Here is a 23,208-nt window from a genome sequence, read left to right as displayed (position 1 = left end):
GTTCCATGGAGCTACTTCTACGACCTAAGGAATTTTTCAATCAGAATCAATCGATTAAAACCATTGTAGGCCTTGTCTTACTATCATTATTTGTTTCGACTGTCTTTTTAACATTTTTTATTATTGATTTGTTAGTAGATGAACCGTTACCTGCTGGAAAACAAGTAGCCAGCATTGTTTTTATTTTTTTGCTGACGATCCCGCTTTATTTCATTTTGAATTTTCTCAGTACTGTTCTCACTTCAATTTATATGTATTTTTTTCATAAAGCTTTTATTTTACGCAAAATGTATCTTGTCATTTTGGTTTATAATGCATTTCTTTTATTAGTGAATAGTGCAGCGATCTATTGTGTGATGGTGTTACAATTAGACCACTATTTTATCTTGATCCAAGCAATTTCCTTCTTCATCAACTTATATCTTTTGCGCATCCTTTATGATGGCATCATTTACTATGCAGAAGGGTCGAAAAAGGCTGCCCTTGCGACAGTGATCTTGTATATGCTGGTGACCACTGTGTTTGTTATTGGAGGATTCATCAATGGCTAGTCTTCAAGTGTCTCAGCTATCTTTTCGCTATGAAACAACAGAAGAAAGCTCTCTCCTTCTCGATCAAGTTTCGTTTGATCTGAAAGGAAGTGATCGAGCTTGTATCATTGGAAAGAACGGCAGCGGTAAATCGACTCTTTTAAAGATCATCGCTGGTCTGCTTCCATCTGTATCAGAAACGATTTTACTCAACAAACAGCTTCACCCCAGGACCACTCAATATAAAAGTCTGGTGGCGTACATCCCTGATAAGCCTTTAGTCTATGATGCGCTCACTGGTCTTGAGCACATGGAGCTTGTTCAGTCTTTATGGAAAATGAACAAGTCAGAAAAAGAGTTATACAAAGAGACCTTTCTAACGCTTTGTGATGCATTTGATTTAACGCATGCCCTAAAGATGCCAGTCAAACAGTATTCATTGGGCATGAGATATAAACTTTTCTTTAATTGTATGGTGGCAAGATCTCCAGAGCTGATCATTCTTGATGAGCCTTTTACCTCTCTTGATGAGGCCTCACAGATACAATCGATTTCTTTATTAAAAAAAGAATTCTCACATCGATGTGTTTTATTTACCAGCCATCAGCGCTACCTTTATTCAGAATTAGGAAACCGTTTCTTCCAGCTGGATCAAGGACAATTAAACGAAGTGGAACGTTAGACATACAAAAGGCATCCCATAAAAGGATGCCTCTCTTCTTTTTCTCGATCACATTACCACTTACAGCGTTTCACTGGACGGCAGCAAGGTTTTTTGATATCCCTGCCGCAATCGTATTCTTCCACAATGTACTCGTTATGAGTAGATTGAGTGACAGGGTAGTAGTTTTCAATTCTTTTGATGTTTTTATTGACGTTTGTGATATGCGTTGGATGAATTTTTCTGATGGTTTGTTCATTCGTTGTCGTGTTGACAATTTGACGTGTGGGGAAAACAACCGTTTCATCTCCTCCTTGGTTTCCTCTGCGAGGACCAAAGAAAAAGTCATCTAATCGATTTCGGCTCATCTCAACACCCCTTCAAGTTGTCTTTCACTTACACTCTATCGTATGTAAGAAGCGCATTTCGTGACTAGATGCTTGTCTATTTTTAAAAAAAATCCACTATTCATCTCGTTTTCTCTTTCTTTACAAAAGGGCAATTTTAACATATTATACAATATGATATATTGTGGTAGAAGAAATTGTGGCCCATAACCTTCCCACTTATCAAATATGAGGTGAACGATATGATCAATACGACACAACCAATCGAACGAAACAAGCTAGACATTGCACTTGAACTGACTCAATTGCATTTGAATCGATATGAAACGAATCATCCTGATCAGTTGAGTGAGGTTTATGCGAAATATTATGCGCTGCTTGAAGTGCTGGATTTATCTTCTTATGATCAATTGATTGATTTATTGCCCGCTGAGCTAAAACAGACGCTTGAGTAAAAAACCCCTCTATCCACATGGGATAGAGGGTTTTCTTTATACTCGTGCTGCCATATCTGTTTCGATTTGTTCTAAGCTTCTTCCTTTTGTTTCAACTAGCACAAAACGGGTGAATAATAGTCCGATTAAGCAGATGACACCAAATGAGGAGAAAATGACACCAAAGCTGAATTTGTCTGCCAGGATAGGGAACACGAGTCCAACAGCTAACGATCCCGTCCAGTTAAAGGCAGATGAAATGCCTGCTCCAATGCCCCTGACAGAGAGTGGGAAGATTTCGCCGATGATGATCCACGTGATCGGTGCCCATGAGAAGGCGTAACACAAGATAAAGCAGCAAAGGGAAATCAATGTCACCCAGTTTAAAATCCCTTCACTAACGCCAAGTGCACCTAATGCGGCTGGTGCAAAGAAAGAAAGGGCCATGCCCGTTCCCCCTACGGTGAGAATCGTTCGGCGGTCGAACCTGTCGACAAATTGTAAAAAGATCACGGTTGTGACGACAAAAATGACACCGACAATGACTGTAAAGCCTGCTGCGACCTGCGGCGCAAGGCCTACATTCCGAGCAATACTCGTTGCATAATACACAATGGAGTTCGCGCCTTGAATTTGCTGAAGGGTCGCCATCCCAACCCCGATGAAAAGAGCCATTCTGAATTTCTTTTGGAACAATTCACGAATACCAGAGCGTTCTTCTTTCGCGACTTCTAAAATTTCCTGCATTTCTGCTTCGATTTCTTCACGGGAAGAACGCAGTGATCCTAATACCTCCCGTGCTTTATGAGCCATTCCGTGTTTAATTAAATATCTCGGAGATTCAGGGAGCCTCAGCATACCAATATAAAGCACGATAGCAAATAAAGCGGCACTTCCCAGCATCCAGCGCCAGCTGTCTGGAATAGGTTCAAACACAAATGCAACAATATAGCTCAGCAATAGTCCGCTCACGATCATGAGCTGATTGAGCCCAGACAATTTCCCGCGAATTTTAGCAGGAGCAATTTCAGACATGTATGCCGGCACCAAAGATGAGGCTGTACCAACGGCTGTTCCTAAAAAGATACGTGCAATGGTTAATGAAATCTCTTCTGGTGCAATAGCTGATCCGATCGCTCCGACAAAAAAGATAACGGATGAGACCAAAATAAGCTTTCTGCGGCCAAATTTATCCCCTAAGAGACCGCTTAAAATGGAGCCAATGATGGCCCCGCCCATTAATGAAGAGACAACGATTCCAAGCCATAATGGGCTGAGCTGAAATTCTTGCTGAATATGTCCCTCTGCCCCTGCAATAATCCCAATATCATATCCGAATAAGATGCCTGCAAAGGACCCGAAAAAGAAAATAAATTTGCTTGACACTTTTTTCTCCAAGTGGATGACCCCCTCACTTAATTAACCGCTTTCATTTCTCCCGGTGCTTCTACTGTAAACAGTAGAAGACGTTTCACCCTTCTATAAAACCACATATTCTGCATGAACAAGCTTTGTAAAATGAACAATTTGATCAACCGTTAAATTGAGGGATACGACTGTATGATGACCCCCGCCTTGCTTAATCCATGCTTTGACTCCGTCCTGAAAATTCGGCTTGATTTTCCAGAGCACACGTGCAACCGGTAAATGAGGTGCTGCTTCCTCCGGCTCAAAGGCTTCGACTTCTTGTATGAGCCATTTGAAATGGGTTCCAAAGTCAGCAATGGAAACAACAACACCTTCGCCTGCTTTTCCATCAAACACAAGACGCGCTGGATCTTCCCTGTTTCCGATACCAAGTGGAGATACGACAATCACTGGTTTCGTATGGGCGAGCGCTGGATCTACTTCTAACATATGAGATTGCAGCACCGCTTCCTGTCCAGAGGTCATTTCATACGTGTAGTCCTCCATAAAACCAGTGGATTGATGATGACTCATCACCTTTAATAATCGGTCCAGTGCAGCAGTTTTCCAATCGCCTTCCCCAGCAAAGCCATATCCCTTTGCCATCAGCCGCTGTACCGCAAGTCCTGGCAGCTGTTTCATTCCATGTAAATCTTCAAAGTTTGTCGTAAAGGCATTGTAGCCGCCTTCATCTAAGAAGCGTTTGATGGCAATTTCATAACGCGCTTGCACCTTGACACTTTTTTCCCATTCTTCAACTGAATACGTTCCATAATCCACATCATATTGCGTTAAATACTCCGCAAATAATGCATCTACCTCTGCTTCTTCTACTGCATTTACATATTCGACGAGATCGCCTATACCAAAGTAATCAACGGTCCACCCTAGTTGAATCTGGGCTTCGATTTTATCTCCTTCTGTTACAGCCACGTGGCGCATGTTGTCACCAAACCTAGCCACTTTAATCTGAAAGCTTTCATGATAGGCAGCCGCCACATCCATCCAATCAGCGATTTGCTGCTGCACATCCGGCTTAGACCAATGACCGGCGACAATTTGATTTTGTTTATTTAAGCGCGCATTGATATAGCCATATTCTCTATCTCCATGGGCAGATTGATGAAGATTCATATAGTCCATGTCGATCGTGTCCCACGGAATCTTCTCATAATACTGTGTGACAAGATGCAAAAGAGGCTTCTGCAAGAGATCGGTTCCGCGTATCCACATTTTTGCCGGTGAAAATGTATGCATCCATGTCATCACGCCGACAACCTCATCGCGATAATTGACTTCTTTCATGAGCTTTGTGATTTGATCCGCGCTGACAGCCAGCTCCTGCAAGATCACTGGGTAAGGAAGTAAACCGCTCTCATTTAAGGCATCCGTCATCTTTTGAGCATCTGCTTTTACTTTCTGCAGTGCTTCATCTCCATATAAATGCTGCGATCCAACAATAAACCAGCATTCTTTATGTTGACTTGTTAACATAGAAATCCCTCTTTTCTTTATCTTGAAGGTTTTTGTCCGTAATACGCATGTTCTCCGTGTTTTCTTAAGTAATGTTTATCTAAAATTCGCTGCGGGAGAGGCTCCGCGTATTCGTTTAATTGCTTTGCGAACAGATTCATTTTGGCGACTTCATCTAAAATCACACTGTTTGTGACCGCACTTTTTGCATCTTTTCCCCACGTGAATGGACCGTGACCTTGAAGCAATACACCCGGCACCGCCATCACATCTAGGTTTCTTTCCTCAAACGTTTCGATGATCAGCCGGCCCGTTTCTACCTCATAACCGCGGTTGACTTCTTCTTCTGTCAGAAATCGAGCACACGGAACAGCGCCGTAAAATGTATCGGCATGTGTTGTGCCCATTGCCTGTAAATCAAGACCTGCCTGCGCCCAAACGGTTGCCCACATGGAATGGCTATGTGATATACCGCCAATTTCCTCAAAGTGTTTGTAAAGAACAGCATGTGTTGCTGTATCTGATGAAGGACTGAATTCCCCTTCCACTACTTCACCGTCAAAGTCGACCACAACCATGTCTTTTGCTGATAATTGGTCATACGCTATACCGCTCGGCTTAATAACAAATAGACCGCTGTCACGATCACACGCACTGACATTGCCCCATGTAAATTTCACAAGTCCGTATTTCGGCAAATCTAAATTTGCTTCAAATACTTCTTCTTTTAAGCGCTCTAGCATACGGTTGTCACTCCTTTCTTTGGCATCAGATGTGCTACTGCCGCTTCTTCAATCGCAAGGCCCTCTTGATAGCGCTTTAAAAATTCGTCAAAGCCTTTGACATCAAGCGGGTCGGGTTCCATGAGCTCTTCTGATGTATGGGCAAACACTTGATGCGTGAGAAATTCAGCCAATGTTTGCTTTTGATGATGGACCATATAGGAAGCAAGGACAGCCATCCCAAACGCACCGCCTTCTCCCGCAGTGGAAACGACTGATACAGGTGTATCAAGCGCTGCGGCCACCATTTTTTGACCAACGAGCGGGGTTTTAAATAACCCCCCATGCCCTAGTAACCGATCAATCACAACCTGTTCATGTTCTTTTAAACGATCCATCCCTATTTTCATTGCACCAAAAGCAGAAAAAAGATGGGTACGCATGAAATTAGCCAGATTAAAGCGGCTTTCAGCTGATCTGACAAAAAGAGGCCTTCCTTCTGGCAGTCTCGTAATATTTTCACCAGAATAATAGCCATAGCTTAAGAGTCCGCCGCCATCTCGATCTGCTTCTAACGCCTGCTGCAATAAGGCTTCGTATACCTTTTCTGACGCCACTTGCATACCCAATGCTTCAAATGCCTCTCTGAATATATTCATCCAAGCATTTAAGTCACTTGTACAGTTGTTCGCATGAACCATTGCGACTGGCAGTCCGTCTGGTGTTGTGACCATATCCACTTCTGGATACACACCCTTTAGCTCCTGCTCTAGCACAATCATGGCAAAAACAGATGTCCCAACTGAAATGTTCCCTGTCCGTTTTTCTACACTGTTTGTTGCCACCATTCCCGTTCCAGCGTCACCTTCCGGCGGGCAAAATGGAATGCCTGGCTTCAAGTGTTTGCCTTGATCTAAAATGGCTGCTCCTGCTGCCGTTAACACGCCAGCCTCCTCGCCTGCTAAATAAACACGCGGCAGAAGGTGACGCAGCTTCCACGGGTAGCCTTTTTCTACGATCAAGTCTTCAAATTGATGGAGCATTACTTCATTGTAATCCTTCGTTTGTTCATCAATTGGAAACATGCCTGACGCATCACCAATGCCAATGGCCTGCTTTCCGGTTAACAGCCAGTGAATGTACCCTGATAGGGTGGTCATATATTCTAAACGGAAAAGATGTTTTTCCTCCTCTAATATCGCTTGGTACAGATGGGCAATGCTCCATCTTTCTGGAATATGAAATTGGAAGACATCCGTCAGTTTTTGACTCGCCTCAATGGTTGTTGCATTCCGCCATGTTCGGAATGGAACGAGGACCTCTCCTGTATGATCACATGCCACATAGCCATGCATCATAGCTGATACTCCAATTGAGCCAATGGTTTGAATGGTCACGCCATACCTTTGCTCGACTTGCTCTTTCATCTCCCGGTACGCCACTTGAAGACCTGTAATGATATCAATTAAGTTGTACGTCCAAATTCCTTCCTGGAGAGAACTTTCCCATTCAAATGTACCTTGAGCAATTGGCTGAAACGCTTCATCTATTAAAATGGCTTTAATTCGTGTTGAACCAAATTCAATCCCTAAAGATGTCCGTCCTTCTTTTAAGGCTTTGGTCGTCTCTTCATGATCCATTCTGCGTTCACCTCCATAATTGATAGCGGTTTCAATTTTAATTTTCTAGATTCATTGATTCTCTGTGCACATTCACAATATAATATTTGTACGTACATATGTCAATATTAAATATAGTTGTACATACACAATATGACAAAAACCTTCACTTTTCTAAAGCTGAGACGACAGAACGGGAAAGCGCCTGTTTTTGATTCGACAACCATGTTAAAATATGTCCATACAATTTCTTCTCAATCCGAGTAGATGATCAACTGAGAAAGAAGTGAAACGATGAAAAAGAAGTACCAGATCATTATCGATGATATAAAAAGCAAAATACTCACAGGGGATTACCGGATCGGGGAACGTATTCCAACCGAATCAAGCCTGCAGGAGATGTATCAAGTGAGCAGGCATACGGTTCGAAAGGCCATCTTAGAATTGTCGAGCGAAGGGTTTTTGCGAAGTGAAAAGGGCTCAGGTACATTTGTGACCAATCAATATCAAGCAAAGCCTGCTGGACATGCACATATGAAAACGATTGGGGTTATCACGACATACATATCCGATTACATTTTCCCTTCTATTATTCGAGGCATTGAAAGCCGATTAAACGAAGAGAACTATTCTTTGTTACTGGCAAGTACGAATAATGATGTGGAACAGGAGAAAAAAGCGCTGGAAATGATGCTGTCATTTGGTGTGGACGGACTCATTGTCGAGCCGACGAAAAGCAATTTATATAATCCGAACATCTCGTACTACCTATCTTTTAAAGAACAGGATGTACCGCTCATTATGATCAATGCCTATTACGAGCAGTTAGAGGTTCCCTTTCTCTGTTTAGATGATGTGAAGTCCAGCTATTTAGCCACAAAAGAGCTGATCACCTCTGGACATCAGCAAATCGGCCTGATCTCAAAAACAGATGACTTACAGGGAAAGTACCGAATGAAGGGATATATTCAAGCGCTCGGTGAAGCCAAGCTTAATTTTCTGCCTGAGCACGTCCTCTTTTTCGATACAGAATCGAAGCAGCATTTGGGAGATGATATCAAAACTTTCTTAATAGAGCATCAGCATGAGCTGACTGCCCTTGTTTGCTATAACGACGAGGTTGGATTAGAAGTTGCCAATGTATGCAGTGACATCGGGCTGTCCATTCCAGAGGATCTCTCCATTATTGGACAGGATAATTCGTATATAGCCCAGAAAAATGCCCATGTGAAGCTGACAACATTGACCCACCCTCAGGAGCAAATGGGCCGGGATGCGGCAGGCTGGATGATTAAAAAAGTTCAAGGAAAAAAGAATCTCCCTCATCAAACCTTTTACGAACCTGAATTGGTTCCAGGTGAAACGATCAAACAAATGAATGCAAGAAAAAAATGAGCCCTTGCCGCAGGAGGCTCATTTTTTATATGATTAGATATCTTCTTTAGGGGCAGGCACTGCGCATACGCCGTCTGCACATGCTGCTTCAAATGCATTGGCAGCCGCTTTCTCAGCTTGAGCTGCTTCTTCTGTCCATGCCGCTTCAAGTGCACGAAGGAAGGTATCGGCTGGCTGTGCACCTGCCACTGAATATTTGCCATTCAATAAGAAAAAAGGAACAGCAGAAACGCCAAGCTGTCTCGCCTCTTTTTCGTCTTTTCGTACATGATCTGCAAAATCTTCGCCGCTTAAAACTTGCTGTACTTCCTTCAGATCAAGACCTGCTTTTTCTGCAATTTCTAAAAGGGTTTGACGATCACCAACATGCTTTCCATCTGTAAAATACGCTTGAAACAGCTCTCCCATGACGAAATCGCCTTTCCCCATTTGACCAGCATATTGCGCCAATCGATGGGCATCAAAGGTGTTTGTCAACACGAGTGGATCAAATTGAAAATCGATTCCTTTCTCTTTGCCGGCCTGCTTCACCTGCTCATTCATCGCCATGGCCTGGCTGCGGCTCATCCCATATTTTTTGACGAGCATATCATGGACATCATAATCGACATCAACGGGTGCATGTGGATCAAGCTCAAAGCTTTTAAACTCGATTTCTACCTGTTCCTTTTGAGGGAATTGTTCAAGCGCTGTTTCTAGTTGTTTTTTTCCTATATAACAAAAAGGACAGGCGATATCTGACCAGATTTGTACTTTCATCTTCATCTTCCTTCCGAGCTTACGCTTTTTCTTTAACGATGTAACAATTATAGTTACATCAAATAGATGATGTCAAGATTCTGCTCTTGATTTAGATAAAAAAAGCCTCTCCTTCTAAGAAAGGAAAGGCTTTGAAAATAGCTATTCTAAATTTGCATGGTGACCGTACATTTTATGTGTATCGATTTCTTTTATTTCCATTAAACGCAAGATGACCGCATCGTATGTCAGAAGAAGCGATTGCTCAAATAGCGAGCCCATTGGCTGAATGGTATGATGGCTTCCTTCCTTTTGATCCTTCGGCGCACCTGACAGTAAAATGACTTCATCCGATAGATCAGCTAGAGGTGAGTCAACTGAAAGCGTGAATGCTGCCACTTTTCCGCCAATTGCTTTTGCCTTTTTTGCAAGGACTAGCAAGGTCTCTGTTCGACCAGAGCCGCTCCCCACAATCAAGAGATCTTCTTCTGTAAAGGAAGGAGTATTGGTCTCACCGATCACATAAGCCTTGACGCCAATATGTGTAAGTCTCATGGCAAATGATTTTCCCATCAAACCAGACCTGCCAGCCCCTGACACAAAGACCTTTCTTGCAGTTAAAATGCTTGAGACAAGGCGCTCTGCCTGTTCGTCTTGAATATCCGGCGAGTGCTCAGAAAGCTCATTTAAAATGGCTTTCACATAGTCACTGGTCTTCATGATTGTGCGATCAGCTGCTTCATTTGTGCGGCTACTTCTGCTTTATTATCCTGGCTTGCGATACCACCGCCGACAATGATCAAATCAGGATTTAATTTTACGACTTCAGGTAACGTATCAAGCTTAATTCCGCCTGCAATCGCTGTTTTCGCTTGTTTGACGACTTGTTTAATGGTCAGAAGGTCAGCAAATGAGTTTTGACCAACCGCTTGCAGATCATAGCCTGTGTGCACACAAATATAGTCGACTCCAAGCTCATCCAGCTCTTTTGCCCGGCCAGCGATATCTTTGATACCTATCATATCCACTAAAATCTGTTTCCCTCTTGCTTTCGCTTCTTTCACGGCTCCTTGAATGGACATATCTTCTGCCGCTGCAAGAATGGTCACGATATCTGCTCCAGCTTCAGATGCCTGCTGCACTTCATAGCCGGCAGCATCCATAATTTTCAGATCAGCGAGTACACGTAAATTCGGAAAAGCCTGTTTGACTTCTTTTACAGCACGCAAGCCTTCGTTGATCACAACAGGTGTCCCAATTTCGACCACATCAATAGATGCTTCTACTTCTTTGATCAGCTCAATCGCTTCTGGTATATTCACTAAATCTAATGCTAATTGTAATTTCATCAATGTTCACTCCCGTTTTTCATCTCATCTTCAAGAGCTCCGCGAATGATGCATCTTGAACGATGAAATGAGTATAACAACAGGAGTGAAGCAATCCAAGTACGCACTTTTTTTTTACATACTATACTTTTTCGCATATGGTCACAAAAAAGATACTGTCTTTCGACCAGTATCTTTTGCATGTATTACTATTTATCATCCTTTAAGAAATTGCTGTCGATATACTGTTTTCCCCAATCATACATCGCCTCTAAAATCGGCATTAAGCTTTCTCCTAGTTCTGTGAGGGAATACTCAACCTTTGGCGGAACGACAGGATAAACCTCCCGATGCACAATGTGATCTTCCTCTAATTCTCTTAACTGATTGACAAGCATTCTTTGCGTAATCCCAGGCATTAACGACTTTAGCTCACCAAACCGTTTTGTCCCTTCTCTGCCAAGGTGCCATAAAATCAGCATTTTCCACTTACCGCCGATAATATTCAGCGTCAGCTCTTTTTCGCAATTAAACACTTTATTTTCCATACGTGATGACAACGACATACACTCCTTTGGTACGAACCATTTACGCTTTATCATATACTGCGGCAAAATGGATTGCCTAGCATACGGTCTTCGTTATTGATTTTGTTTTTTGACAAAAGCCATAACAGCTTTTGTCATGTCTTGCGCTTCTTTTGGCGCCCTGTCTGATCCAAACCATTTATTCAAGTCACTGTGGCTCAGCGAATGAACCCGAAAAACAAATCGCGAGCCTTTATCATGATTCAGTTTTTCTGCAAATCGGTACACCTCTGGATTTTCCCAGCCTGTGACTAAATAAACAGGCGGTACATTCGCTTGATTCATATAAGTGACAGGTGATGCCTTTGTCCAGTTCTTCTCCTGTTTGCCAAACACCTTTTTGTACGATGGTATGGCTTGTATAAATTGATTGATGTTTAACGGTCCATCTAAAATCACGATGGAATTGATCGTTTTTGGCGACAATCCAACACGTTTTAAATAAGTTGAATCTGTGGCCACCAATGCCGTTAAATGACCGCCTGCCGAATGTCCCATCATGTTGATTTTTGATGAATCGATTTGATATTCACCTGCATGATCCTTGACCCATTTAATGGCGTTTGCCGTATCATCTGCCATCTGCTCATAGTTGGCATCAGGGTGAAGCCTGTAATTCATCGAAACAAACACATACCCTTGACCCGTAAAATAATCAGCCTTTGAAGCGACTCTATTCTTATCGCCGCCTGTCCAGCCGCCGCCATGGAGATAGATCATGACTGGATGCTTCTTCTTATTGTCTTCATCTTTTCCCTTTGGCATATACATATCGAGTGTTTGCTGTTTGTTTTGTGTGTCTGCATAATGGATGTTTGTCGTCGGCTTAGGCTGGTTGAAACGGAACACAAAAAATGCGCATACCAATAAGCCAGCGATGACTGCTGCAAATAAAAGCCACTTCATCATTCGATTCAATGTCATTGCACCTTTCTATGTTGGGATGGGGAAGCATGATTCGCACATATGTAGAGAGACTAGCCCGATTCATTTGAAACGACTTGTATGACTTGAACCGTTTCACAATAAAAAGAAAAATACTGTTCTTCATAATCTTAGACAAAGTAATTCAAACATTCCCAGCCTCTATCCAAAAGTTGAATGTTCAAAAAAAGAGAGGAATCGTTTGTTAACTCCAAATCTTTGATTTGAACAGAAGAGACGTTGGTAAATTTCAGATGAATGTCTGCTTTATGGGTTGCAGATTCGTATGGGATGTGTAGATGAATACAGTTGATCAAGTCGTAATGTTCATTATACTCTTTAAAGTAGTGAAATTCATTGATTTGCTTTGGATGGTTGATATTGAAATCACGGATTTGTTTCTGGACTTTTTCATCTAAAAACCATGTCATCGTTTGTCCTCCAAGAGGTTATTATATAAGTGCAATGATTTGTTTTCTTGTTTCTTCATGGTATTGAACATAGGAATGCAATAAAGGATACGATTCAAGGATCTGTTGATACGTTTTGATTTGGGGATATTGCTCTTCAAATGACTGACGCAGCACGTTTAACTGTTTTTTCGGTATTCGTTTATGATCGACCACATAACTTAAGCTGCCTGCAACAAGTGAAAAAAACATATAAAAATCATCTGAGTACATACCAGTTTCTTCTTCAAAAGAGATGATATCATCTGGATAAGATGAATCTAATAAGTATTGATAACGTTGTTTTACATCATCGAATAAACATTGTTTATCACGGCTGATTTTCATGGATTTCTCCCCAACCTCTCATTGTTTTTAATTCTTATTTAGACGCTAATAAGATCTTCCTATACACTGCAAACAAATTCTTGTGAATCGAAACATACGTTTTTCGATTCTATTGCGAGTAACATCCCATCGATGTTAAATAGAAAATTTGCATTTGAATCAAATTCTTCAAGTAGTTCATTGTTCAAGTTCCCTGTATCATAAAGATGAAAGACAGATTTAAAATTTTCTATTTTACCCCTTCTGTTATTAATTCTTCAAATCTAGAATTACCTTACCACATTTATAAATCGTATTTCATGATGAGTGACATTTTGTAATTTTGATTATTTTATTTTCAATTATTCTCTTGAATTACTTTTTACTTATATTTGTAGAATAATTTTTAATTCTTGGACTTCTTTTGTATTACCTCTATAACAATATACTTACTTTAACTTTCGTAAAAGTTTATAAGGTTCCATAAAACTATATACCCTTTTGGCATATCTTCTCATGTTTAAAATTTGGGCAACAAATAAATAACAAAAAATGCGCCTTTTAGTGAATAAAATACTAAAAGGCACATTTCTACTAAAGCTATTTATATTTTCTTATCCATTCTTCCAAATCCTCTTCTGTGTGGAAATAGGAATTGGGAGCATCTTTCAAATCAATTCCACTTAGAAGAATCAGCATATCCCAAACTTTTTCATCATCGACTTCAGGATCATCTGCACTAACATAAATCTCAGCCCAATCAGAAACTTCTTCTCTCGTCATAGTCCCATTTAAGACTTTTTGTATTTTATTTATACAGTCTATCATTTCTGGTTCGACCATAAATTACCACTTCCCTATATACTGACCTTTACTGTTAAAGCGGTAATGCACTTTAACTTTACCATTTTGTGGTCTTACTTGTCTTACTTTACCACGATGATCAATAGTTTCATGCCATGTTCTCTTTTTTCCTGTTTTATAATTCCATTCTCTTACTACTCTTCTGCCCGCCATTTCCCCTTTTTTCTTAGCCGGTGTTACGTGGCCATAGTAACGGTAACGTCCCCCAGATAAATGCCTAACTTTTGCCTTGCCATATTTTTGTGATTGCTTATAATGTTCTTTTAATTTGCTATGCCTAGCAGCATTGTGGGCAATATTTGAAGATCGTTTAGCACGCTTTACTACTTTTAACACCTTAAATACCTTCCCAGGTCCAAAATTCGAAGCTGCTGCTAAAGCTGCGCCTTTCCAGCCCTTGCCTGATTTATAAGCTTTGTATCCATCATATACCGCAAATCCTGCATTGACAACAAACCATACCCAATGGCCGTCTGGGTCTACATTCATGACTGGGTTGTTGTTGCCATAGGTATATCCGTTTTGATCTAGTGCATCTCCATCGCTTCCTGGGTCTGGGTCAAGTGATAGGAATACGCCGTTTCTTGGTTCATAGTAGCGGGCGATTAAATAGTAAAGTCCTGTTTCTTCGTCGAAGCGGTAACCTGCATAGCGATATGGGTTTCCTTTTACTTCTTCATCTTCTTTTACCTTTGTTGGGACGCCCCATGTATCGTATTCGTACTCAGCAACGATTTTCCCTGCACTATTGGTCATGGCAATGACATCACCGTGTGCATTGTAGTGATAGAAATATTTGTTTCCATTTTGCGTGAATGATAGGAGTTGTCCACTCTCACCGTATGTGTATGCTTTTGTGACTTCGTTGTCTCCATCTGTTTCGTATAAAACATTCAAGCTGTCGCCGTCATAAAAGTAATTGGTGACTTTTCCATTCACTGTTTTTTGAATTCTATATCCACGCTCATCATATTTGTAAGTGACAAATGGCTTGTCTTCGCCTTTTTTCTTGATGGCCGTTATGTTATCTTCTGCATCCCATTCATAAAGGAATTGTCCGTCAGACGTTCGGTTGCCATTTTTGTCATAAGTTAAAGTCTCATCATTTACCTTTGTCAGTTGGTTCATGATGTTGAATGATGCGTTGATTGTTTTTTTAGTGCCATTTTTTTCAGTCGTAACTGTTTTTCTGTTTCCAAACCCATCATATGTGTATTCAATAACCGTGCCATCAGGATGAGCTTCTTTGATCAATTGATCTAATTTTCCATATTCATATCGAATCTTCCCGTTGCTTCCTTGATCAACCGTTATTCTGTTTCCATTTTGATCATATTCGTAAGCTTCGTTTAAGATCGTTGCCCCTTGGCTTGTTCCAATGTGCAAATCATTGATTAAGTTGCGCTCATCATAAGCAAAGCTAGCACCACTGCCGTTACCTGTAATAAAGGACTGAACATTTCCATTTTCATCATAATCAAACGAATACGTAGAATTCGAATCCTTCATCTGCGTCATTTGATCAAGCTTATTGTAACTGAATTGGTTCGTTCCTTTTTGATTTCCGTGTGTCCACTCAAAGGATTTCAGTTTGTCTGAATTGGCTGGATATGTCCAAGTTTGGCTGTTGCCACGCTCTGTTAACTTTGTGATGCGGTTTTGTTGGTCGAACGTTCTGTTTTTGGTTGTGTTTTGTTCTTTGTTAACAACTGTTGTTTCGTTTCCGTTTTTATCATAGCTAAAGTGATATTTTTCTGTCCCATTGTATGACTTGGATTTCACTCGGTCTGTTCCATCATACGTGAGAGACACTTCATGCCCATTTGCAGAAATGGTTTTGATTAAGTTGCTATTCGCATCATATTCACTTTTCAACACATTCCCTAATGGATCAATGGTTTTTGTCAATTTTCCCATTAGGTCGTATTCGAATCGATACGTCTGATCTGACTCTGCACGAATGGTTTTCGACTGTTCATTGCCCTCTTTATCATACGTTCTCACAATGGATGTCCCGTTAGATAAAGTGATTTTCTTCAGCTGATCAGCCTGGTCATATTCGAATGTTGTTTTTTCGCCTTTCGCATCTGTTTCAGAAAGTTTTTTGCCTGTTTCATCGTAGGCAGATTGAGATGAGTAACCAAGCTCATCCTCTTCTTTAACTGCATAGTTCCCTTTTTCGTCGTAAGTGGTTTTCGTTAAAAGACTTCCTTCGACTAGACGGATATCATCAAACCAAACCGTTCCAGTCGCGCTTTTTTGGAAAACAATCTGAACGTCGACTTTTTTCAATGGTTTTGTTTTTGGTATGACAACCGCCGCTCGGTTCCACTCCTGTGTACCGGTTGGGAATTTGGCATTAAACGTTCCTGTTGTGCCATCTGTATACGTAACGGACGCTTGAAGTGAGTAGTCATTTTCATTTGAGGCTTTGACATTTTCAGCCTTAGACATCCCAGTCAATGTGACATACACAGATTGATCATTCGCACTTTGTTCAATCGGTACAGATTGTTTATAGATGGCATTTGCTTGAGTTGAAGAGGTTCTTGTCATTTTTAACGAAACGTCATCGTTAAAGCCTTCTTCATTATCTAATGAACCACCTGTTCCACTCCAGCTTGTTGTTTTATCCGTAAAGGAATTATTTTTGACTGGATTATAACTTGATGAAACTTCGCCTTTTTCTATCTGAATCTCATCGAACCAGGCTTTTCCTTTTCCAGCCTTATCTCGATGATCCACTTCCATATAGATCACAGCTCTGCCTGCATGAGATGGCGTCGTAAACGTAACTTGGCGTTTTGTCCAATCGTTTTTGCCTGATAATGTACTGTAACCGTTACTGATCCATTGAATTCGCTTGTTGTTTGTATCTCTTAAATCGATGTTAAAAAATGCTCTTGCTTTCGTTAGCTCTGTCTTGATTTTTCCACTCAGTGTATACGTCGTATTTGGCTCTAGTGTCACTTCTTGAGTAGCAGAAGAATAGCCAAGTTCTGTTCCTTCAGTTGTCGACTGTGAACTGACCTCTAATACTCTGCCGCCAGATAACGGACCACTTTTTCCAGCTGTTTGCGCTAATTTCCCGTCATCCTTAGATGCTGTAAGCTTCCAGCCAGTTAGCGTATCTTCAAAACTGCCATTTTTTAATATACTCGCACCTGCAGCAAGTTCTTTACTCGTTTGTACCAAATTCCCGTACGAGTCATAAATACTTGCTGAAGACATATTTCCACTTTGATCCGTTTCAGATACAGCATCTAATCCATCGTAGGCGATATCTGTAATATCTCCTTCTGTATCTTTCACTTTAGTGACATCATTATTTTTGTTATATTCGTAGGTTTCTGTCCCGTAAGCATCTTTCGCCTGAATGACGTTGCCATTTTTGTCATACGAATAGCTTTCTGTAGCTTTTCCTTTCTCTACATCATTTGGGTCAGTTTCTTCTACGATTTGGTTGCCTTCATATTTGGTTTTAGTGGTGATTTTAAGTCCTTCCGCATCATCTACAACTTGAATTGGATTGGCTGCTTCGTTATACGTATACTGTATTTTTCGCCCGTTTGGCTGCGTTAGCATGAGTGTCTTTTTAGACAAATCATATGCATACTCAAAGGTTTCTTTTTTTGCATTAATTGCCTTGACTAAACGATGATTTTCATATTGATATTCTGTAAAAACAGGCTGATCTTTTGTACTGTTTTGAGAGAATTGTTTAATCAATCTGCCTTCTTTATCGTATTCATATGAGATACTTGTTCCATCTGAATCTATGACTTTCGTTAGTAAACCTGCATCATACTCATATGAAAGCTTTTTCCCTTTTGGTCCTTGAACCGAGATGATATGACCATCTTCATCATAATCCATTGTTATTTTTCGGCCAGATGCATCTTCTATTGAAGTGAGCTGATTGTTTTCGTTATATTTGTATGTCGTTGTATTTTTATGTCCATCTACAACCTTGGTGATTTTCCCACCGTTTTTACTAAAGTGTGCAAAGGTTTGATCCTTCGTTTTTAACATGTATTCATCTTTTGATTCCGTTAATTCAAGGAAAATACCTGTTGGTGGTTGATACGTACCATCTGCTTTTTTTGTAAAAACATGAGTTGTGGCATCTTCATCAAGATAGATGACACCTTCTTTTGTTGGCGTGATACTCGTTTCTACATCTGTGTACCACCCTTGACCAAACAGGTGGTCAGCTGCATCTAAACTATTGTACGTTCGACCAATTCCAAGCCCTGGTCCTCTTCCATCAATCGACATTTCTTCTTCACTGACAATCACATTCCCAGTTGCACCATTCAGCTGGCCGTCTGGTATATCAATAATCGACCAGTAATCCTCTGTTCCAAGGAATTCGGCCCCTTCATGGAATGTCGGGTTAAAGGCTGGTGTCGGAATGGTTTCTCCATTTGCATCGTAGGCGGAAAGGGTAAAGGAGTAGTTCTTGCGTCCTTTATAATTTCCATTTGCATTTTCATATACTGGTGATGGGTCTAGCGCTAATTCTCCGCCCTTTCCATCTGTATGAAGCACATATTTCCCACTTTTAACTTCAGTAGGAGTCGGCCAAATATTCTTGTTTTGTGTTGTCCAGTGATCGACATCACCCACATCAAATGATTGATATGCCTTACCGTTATAGATGTTAATTTTATATCCTTTTGCATTTTTCACTTTGTCCCAATGTAAATTGAAATAACCTGTTTGGCTCTCTTTTGTATTGGTATAAGCATATCCAGATAAAGCTTTCGGTCTAGATACATCAGGTAAAGTTGGTCCAGCTGGCGGTGAAGCAATGGCTTCTCCATCTTTATTATAGGCAATCACTCTGAAGGAATAATGTTTTTGAGCCGCATCTCCTCCAGCATTTTTGTAAGTCGCACCAGGATGAATTGGAAGCTCCGCCCCTTTTCCATCTTGGAGGTGCAATGCATATTTACCTGCTTTGATCTCAGCAGCTGTCGGCCATACTTTTTTCCCTTTTGTTGACCATGATGTTTGATTCCCGAGATCCAATGTCTCATAGCTTTTCCCATTAAACATTTGTATTTTATAACCGGTCGCACCGGAAACTGTATTCCAAGAAAGATCAAAGTAACCTGTTGCGTTGTTATTATTGAAGCCTTTTGTACTAGGTGCTTTCGCTCTTGCAATATTCGGCACAAAAGGTTTTACTTTTGCGGACATTGCACCTTCACCTTGGTCAAAAATCGCACTTACAGCTACCCAATAATTTTTACTTGCCGCATAATTTCCGCCTGAGTTTTTGTAAACCGGGGAAGGATCAACTGCTAATTCAGTCCCGCCTTTTCCATCTAAATGGAGTTTATATTTTTTTGCTGCAATCTCGCTCGCTGTCGGCCATATATTCTTTCCTTTTGTACTCCATGACGCCACATTTCCAACTGAAATGGCTTCATACTCTTTTCCGTTGTATAGCCACACTTTGTAGCCTTTTGCGCCAGACACCTTTTTCCAGCTTAAATTGAAGTAACCTGTACCATTTCCATTACTAAAACCTTTTACAGTTGGTGCATTTGCCTGTGGAATGGTATACGTTACTTCAATGACTGGTTTATTGGTAGAGTTTGTTGATGAGATTATTTTTTTCCAATGGTCTTGCCCATTTCCATTTGCATGTAATTTAAAGCCATAGTTAGCTGTTCCGCTATTCCAAGCTTTGATGGTTGATGTCACATCATAACTCGCCCATTGTCCTTTATATACATTGGCTTTGCCGATGTTTTTGGAGCTTGGTTTATTGTTCCACGTTAGTTTTGTATGATCATAGTTGGCATTCACTGTATCCAGCCAAAGACCAGTAGCCTTCGTCCCGTAATATGAGTGAGCAACATACGTTTTAAGCGTCGCTTTTGTTACATTCATATTTTGAATCGGTTTGAATGAGTTAAACTTCATGAACGCATAGTTTGTACCAGTTGTTTTATCGTAATAACCTGTTTTGAGTACATAACTTTTAAGTTTAGCGTCCCATTTTTGCGTAGAGGATGAATAATTTGTTGTTGGGTACTTACTCATGATAAATGTGTCTGCTGATACAGATAAAGAAGTCGAAGGATCGATAGACACAGGATAAACTCGTTCAGGATCTTTGAGCCATTTTTCATCTGCTGTCACATGAAGTAAATAGCCATCGTCTTCTTTTTCTAATTTAAAGCTCACATCTTCTGAGCGAGCCACTTCACCTGACTTTTCATCTAAATTAGAATCCGTCATAAACGGTTTTGGAACTTGAAAAATGGTCCGTTTTTTCTGATCATAAAATGTAATAGAACCGTCTTCCTCAATTTCCCCAGTTAGATCTGTCTTTATTTTAAATGTAAATGAATTGTAGCCATCATATTGATTGAGTACAATATCTTCCTTGATGTTTTCATTAAAGGTGAATGATCGTAAATCTATATTTGGAAATACCTCTTCATATGTAAGCTCGTTGGTGTTCTCTTTAAATTGTGCAGAGGTATCTTTGGAATTGATTTCTGATTTGTTTTTCCCTGAAGCTTTTAAAATTGAAAAATCCATTTGATGCTTCTTGTGTTCAAATGTGGCATATAATCCAAGCTGCATTTGTTTTTGAAAAGTTGATTCTAACTTTGCATTTTCTGTTTCTATTTCTTTTTTCGAGATCGTCTTTAATTCTGGAGAGATGTCCTCCCATTCAGCATCTGGAGCCTCTTTAATATGAATAGGATCAGGATATACCTCTTGTGTAAATACACCCTCTCCTTCATAAAAAAGCTTGCTGTTTTCTGTTCTTTCTGAAAAAACTTCTCTATCTTTTCCAATTTCATCTTCGTCAATGCCTGCCATTTCCAGAGCCTTTGAATCACCTAACTCTTCTAAGCTGTTATGACTTGATTTTGTATTTTTGTCATGTTCTTCCGCAAAAATGTCAGAAGGTAACATTGATAAAAGCATCACAAACGCTAGTAGTGCTGCAATATTTCTTTTCCAATTCACTTTACTTTTTAGGTTCATATTAATCTCCTTATCATATATTTGTAACATTTGTAACATTACGCCATATATAATAATACATTTGAAATGATACTTCAATATATTTCTATAAATATATCATTCTTTCAAACTAATCCATATATCATCAACTTATCAATATATCCCCTTTTTCGCATATAAAAAAGCACCCTAAACGGATGCTTCCATCAAATGATATTTTTTCAAAATGCGATAGGTGATGTCTTTTGCTTCTATGCCTGTGCCTTTGATATTTGTGGCAAAGATGTAGGTTTTGTTTTCATGTTTGATAAAACCTACGTACCAGCCGATGCCTGATCCCGAGCCTGTTTTTCCGTATAGGGTGGCGTGTTTCTCTTCTTCTTGTACCATCATTCGTTTGACTGTTCTCATGTTCTTTAGGTCAAATGGAAGAGTCTCTTCATATAGCTGTTTGAGAAAACGAACTTGTTCGATAGGAGAAATTCGCAGGGTACTGCTTAACCAAAATTGATCGATTCCGCCAGATATGTCTTTGTTCCCATAATGAATGGCTTTCACCCAATGATTCATGCGTTCTTCTCCAATGTCACGTGCCATGGCTTGATAGTACCAGACGACTGAATCTCTCATCCCAGATCCTAATGTATGATCTCTATTCCAGTTGTCAATCTCTCTTTTTACGCCATCCCAATATTTGATGTCGTATTCATCTCTCACTGCGCCTGTCTGGAGTCCGATTAAGGCATTTGCTACCTTAAATGTCGATTGAGGTGCAAAGCGCTCTTTCGCTCTTTTTTTGTTATACACCCAAGGGGACTTTTCTTTTACTTCTTGAATCACAAACGTGCCTTCCCGGTCTTTCAAGAATTCATCTACTGACCATGCTGGTGATGCTCCTTCAGTTGATGAAGGCTGGCTTATACAAAGTGCCATCAGCATCATGCCAGTAATGAGCCATTTTATATACTTTTTCTTCAAAACAATCGCTCCTTTTCCCATGATTCCATTGATTGTAGCATGTTGAGCGATGAGATATAAGGTACGCTTGTCCTCTTTTCTTTCAAACAAAAAAAGCCGGTTCATCCGGCTTTTTGCTGTATATTAGCTTTCTTTTTTCTCTTCAATGGCCTGCTTCGCAATTTTTGAAATCGTCATATCGTCCATTGGCGGGTTATGGAGCCCGGCCCGAATATCTCGATAGTAACGCTGCAGTGGACAGTCAAGGCTTAAGCTTTTCGCACCGACTAAACGCATGGTTTTATCGACAACTTGTAGACTGTGATTGACGACTGTATGTTTCACAGCGCCGAATTCATTGATTAACAGCTCTCTTTTCTCCGGCTTTTCATACAATGTCGTCGTTGAGTAGATGACGTGGCGTGCCTGCTTTAATAGTAAGTCGATTTCACCAATAAGTGTTTGGACATTTGGCAGATCACTAATCGTTCCGCTGATGCTGTTCGGTGAATGGGTGATGGCATACTGAACAGCATAGTCTCTCGCCGCTTGCGCAATCCCTAAATAGCAGGAAGGAATGTGTGCAATCCAAGGATTTAGCGTACCACCCCGTGGCCCTTTTTGCACCTCAACAAGCATGTCATCTGAGACCTTAACCTGATCTAAGATTAAATCATGGCTTTCTGTTCCTCTCATGCCCACAACATTCCACGTTTCTTCTATTGAAACACCTTCTGTCTCACGATGAATTAAGAAGAATCCCATCGCCTCTTTTTCCTCGATCCATACGCCGACTAAAAAGTATGTAAGCGCTGGTGACATCGTTGTGAAAATTTTACGTCCATTGATGATCCACTCATTACCTGATCTAGTGGCTGTTGTCCCAGGCTTGCCCCCTCTTGTTGGACTGCCTGTCTGCGCCTCGCTCACGGCACGGTTGACAAGGGCACCCTTCTTCACTTCTTCCGCAAAGAATTGCAGCTGCTTCTCATTCCATTGTTTCTTTTCGTAGATTTCGCCTACAACCCCTTGATGCCAGCCGATCGATAAGGCAGTCGCTCCGTCCATGCTACCAAGCGTTTCTTGAAACAGAACCATATCCGTCACAGATTGACCTCCGCCTCCATATTCAGCGGGAAGAGACAGGGTTGTATATCCCATGTTTACTAATGATTCGATATTCTTTTTAGGAAAATAAGCGCCTTCATCATGTTTTTTTGCGTTTTGTTCGATCGTTTCACGAAGAGATTCTAGTTGATTGAGCCATGTTTTTTGAAAATCGGTATCGACAAATAATGCTTTAGACAAAACGTATCCAACTCCTCTGTTTCTCACAATCTATCATATCTGATTTTTCCAATCGGAATAAATAAAACACACTTTACTTATAGGATTTAATGTGTTAAATTTTATCAATATTAAGTACATCTGTCAAAGGAACGTGATGCTT

The 23,208-nt window shown here is 40.5% G+C and carries 21 protein-coding genes; 4 read left to right on the top strand and 17 right to left on the bottom strand.

The features are described 5' to 3' along the window. The first annotated feature begins 5 nt into the window (after positions 1-5). Together C6Y02_RS11395 and C6Y02_RS11390 are read left to right on the top strand one after the other, a co-directional pair. On the top strand, positions 6-551 hold the full coding sequence (locus C6Y02_RS11395; protein ID WP_066030632.1) for a hypothetical protein: 546 nt from the start codon (positions 6-8) through the stop codon (positions 549-551). Continuing rightward, complete coding sequence (locus C6Y02_RS11390; protein ID WP_106031277.1) at positions 544-1,212, top strand: ATP-binding cassette domain-containing protein; 669 nt, start codon at positions 544-546, stop codon at positions 1,210-1,212. The genes C6Y02_RS11395 and C6Y02_RS11390 overlap by 8 nt, the downstream gene beginning before the upstream one ends. Before the next feature lie 53 nt (positions 1,213-1,265). Here C6Y02_RS11390 and C6Y02_RS11385 read toward each other — a convergent pair whose 3' ends face one another. Further along, positions 1,266-1,559 carry a spore coat protein gene (locus C6Y02_RS11385; RefSeq protein WP_034661411.1) on the bottom strand — a complete coding sequence of 98 codons (294 nt, stop codon included), beginning with the start codon at positions 1,557-1,559 and terminating at the stop codon, positions 1,266-1,268. Between the two features lie 221 nt (positions 1,560-1,780). On the opposite strand from C6Y02_RS11385, the gene C6Y02_RS11380 reads away from it, so the two are divergent. Then, on the top strand, positions 1,781-1,993 hold the full coding sequence (locus tag C6Y02_RS11380) for a hypothetical protein (RefSeq protein WP_060596628.1): 213 nt from the start codon (positions 1,781-1,783) through the stop codon (positions 1,991-1,993). A gap of 36 nt (positions 1,994-2,029) precedes the next feature. Here C6Y02_RS11380 and C6Y02_RS11375 read toward each other — a convergent pair whose 3' ends face one another. The 4 genes from C6Y02_RS11375 to C6Y02_RS11360 form a co-directional block, all read right to left on the bottom strand. Further along, positions 2,030-3,370 (bottom strand): sugar porter family MFS transporter, encoded by a 1,341-nt coding sequence (locus C6Y02_RS11375; protein WP_066030630.1) that lies wholly within the window; start codon positions 3,368-3,370, stop codon positions 2,030-2,032. Positions 3,371-3,451: 81 nt separating this feature from the next. Further along, the gene (araA, locus tag C6Y02_RS11370) at positions 3,452-4,873 is read right to left on the bottom strand and encodes an L-arabinose isomerase (RefSeq protein WP_034661420.1); all 1,422 of its coding nucleotides are present in this window, start codon (positions 4,871-4,873) and stop codon (positions 3,452-3,454) included. 17 nt (positions 4,874-4,890) lie between these two features. After that, complete coding sequence (locus C6Y02_RS11365; protein ID WP_034661424.1) at positions 4,891-5,595, bottom strand: L-ribulose-5-phosphate 4-epimerase; 705 nt, start codon at positions 5,593-5,595, stop codon at positions 4,891-4,893. Next, a complete protein-coding gene (locus C6Y02_RS11360) occupies positions 5,589-7,214 on the bottom strand; it encodes a xylulokinase (RefSeq protein ID WP_106031276.1) in 1,626 nt (541 codons plus the stop codon). Before C6Y02_RS11360 ends, C6Y02_RS11365 begins: the two co-directional genes overlap by 7 nt. A 273-nt stretch (positions 7,215-7,487) precedes the next feature. On the opposite strand from C6Y02_RS11360, the gene C6Y02_RS11355 reads away from it, so the two are divergent. After that, complete coding sequence (locus C6Y02_RS11355) at positions 7,488-8,588, top strand: GntR family transcriptional regulator (RefSeq protein WP_106031275.1); 1,101 nt, start codon at positions 7,488-7,490, stop codon at positions 8,586-8,588. Positions 8,589-8,621: 33 nt separating this feature from the next. On the opposite strand, the gene C6Y02_RS11350 is transcribed toward C6Y02_RS11355, so the two are convergent. From C6Y02_RS11350 to C6Y02_RS11300, 12 genes are all read right to left on the bottom strand, one after another. Continuing rightward, positions 8,622-9,347, bottom strand: coding sequence for a DsbA family oxidoreductase (locus C6Y02_RS11350; RefSeq protein ID WP_106031274.1), 726 nt, complete (start codon positions 9,345-9,347; stop codon positions 8,622-8,624). 141 nt (positions 9,348-9,488) lie between these two features. Further along, positions 9,489-10,046: a 6-phospho-3-hexuloisomerase gene (gene hxlB / locus C6Y02_RS11345; protein ID WP_106031273.1), complete on the bottom strand. Its 558-nt coding sequence runs from the start codon at positions 10,044-10,046 to the stop codon at positions 9,489-9,491. Beyond that, on the bottom strand, positions 10,043-10,675 hold the full coding sequence (gene hxlA, locus C6Y02_RS11340; RefSeq protein WP_060596622.1) for a 3-hexulose-6-phosphate synthase: 633 nt from the start codon (positions 10,673-10,675) through the stop codon (positions 10,043-10,045). The genes hxlB and hxlA overlap by 4 nt, the downstream gene beginning before the upstream one ends. Positions 10,676-10,863: 188 nt before the next feature. Next, positions 10,864-11,220, bottom strand: coding sequence for a transcriptional activator HxlR (gene hxlR, locus C6Y02_RS11335; protein ID WP_060596621.1), 357 nt, complete (start codon positions 11,218-11,220; stop codon positions 10,864-10,866). A gap of 75 nt (positions 11,221-11,295) precedes the next feature. Next, positions 11,296-12,165 (bottom strand): alpha/beta hydrolase, encoded by an 870-nt coding sequence (locus C6Y02_RS11330; protein WP_106031272.1) that lies wholly within the window; start codon positions 12,163-12,165, stop codon positions 11,296-11,298. A gap of 131 nt (positions 12,166-12,296) precedes the next feature. Beyond that, positions 12,297-12,596 (bottom strand): hypothetical protein, encoded by a 300-nt coding sequence (locus tag C6Y02_RS11325; protein WP_223256546.1) that lies wholly within the window; start codon positions 12,594-12,596, stop codon positions 12,297-12,299. Between the two features lie 21 nt (positions 12,597-12,617). Then, positions 12,618-12,962 carry a YxiJ family protein gene (locus C6Y02_RS11320; protein WP_060596619.1) on the bottom strand — a complete coding sequence of 115 codons (345 nt, stop codon included), beginning with the start codon at positions 12,960-12,962 and terminating at the stop codon, positions 12,618-12,620. Between the two features lie 59 nt (positions 12,963-13,021). Next, positions 13,022-13,150 (bottom strand): YxiG family protein, encoded by a 129-nt coding sequence (locus C6Y02_RS19795; protein WP_486187571.1) that lies wholly within the window; start codon positions 13,148-13,150, stop codon positions 13,022-13,024. Between the two features lie 391 nt (positions 13,151-13,541). Further along, positions 13,542-13,784, bottom strand: a complete 243-nt coding sequence (locus C6Y02_RS11315; protein WP_050943707.1) for a DNA-binding protein — start codon at positions 13,782-13,784, stop codon at positions 13,542-13,544. A gap of 3 nt (positions 13,785-13,787) precedes the next feature. After that, positions 13,788-20,822, bottom strand: coding sequence for a DNRLRE domain-containing protein (locus C6Y02_RS11310; protein ID WP_106031271.1), 7,035 nt, complete (start codon positions 20,820-20,822; stop codon positions 13,788-13,790). Positions 20,823-20,990: 168 nt separating this feature from the next. Then, positions 20,991-21,779, bottom strand: coding sequence for a BPU family class D beta-lactamase (gene blaBPU, locus C6Y02_RS11305; protein ID WP_106031302.1), 789 nt, complete (start codon positions 21,777-21,779; stop codon positions 20,991-20,993). A 123-nt stretch (positions 21,780-21,902) separates the two neighbouring features. Continuing rightward, positions 21,903-23,066 (bottom strand): acyl-CoA dehydrogenase family protein, encoded by a 1,164-nt coding sequence (locus C6Y02_RS11300; RefSeq protein ID WP_106031270.1) that lies wholly within the window; start codon positions 23,064-23,066, stop codon positions 21,903-21,905. Positions 23,067-23,208: the final 142 nt, after the last annotated feature.

It is taken from the genome of Bacillus sp. NMCC4, from assembly GCF_002998555.1.
GTDB lineage: Bacteria > Bacillota > Bacilli > Bacillales > Bacillaceae > Bacillus.
Note: the sequence above shows the minus strand (reverse complement) of the source record. Positions and strands in the feature narration are given on the sequence as shown.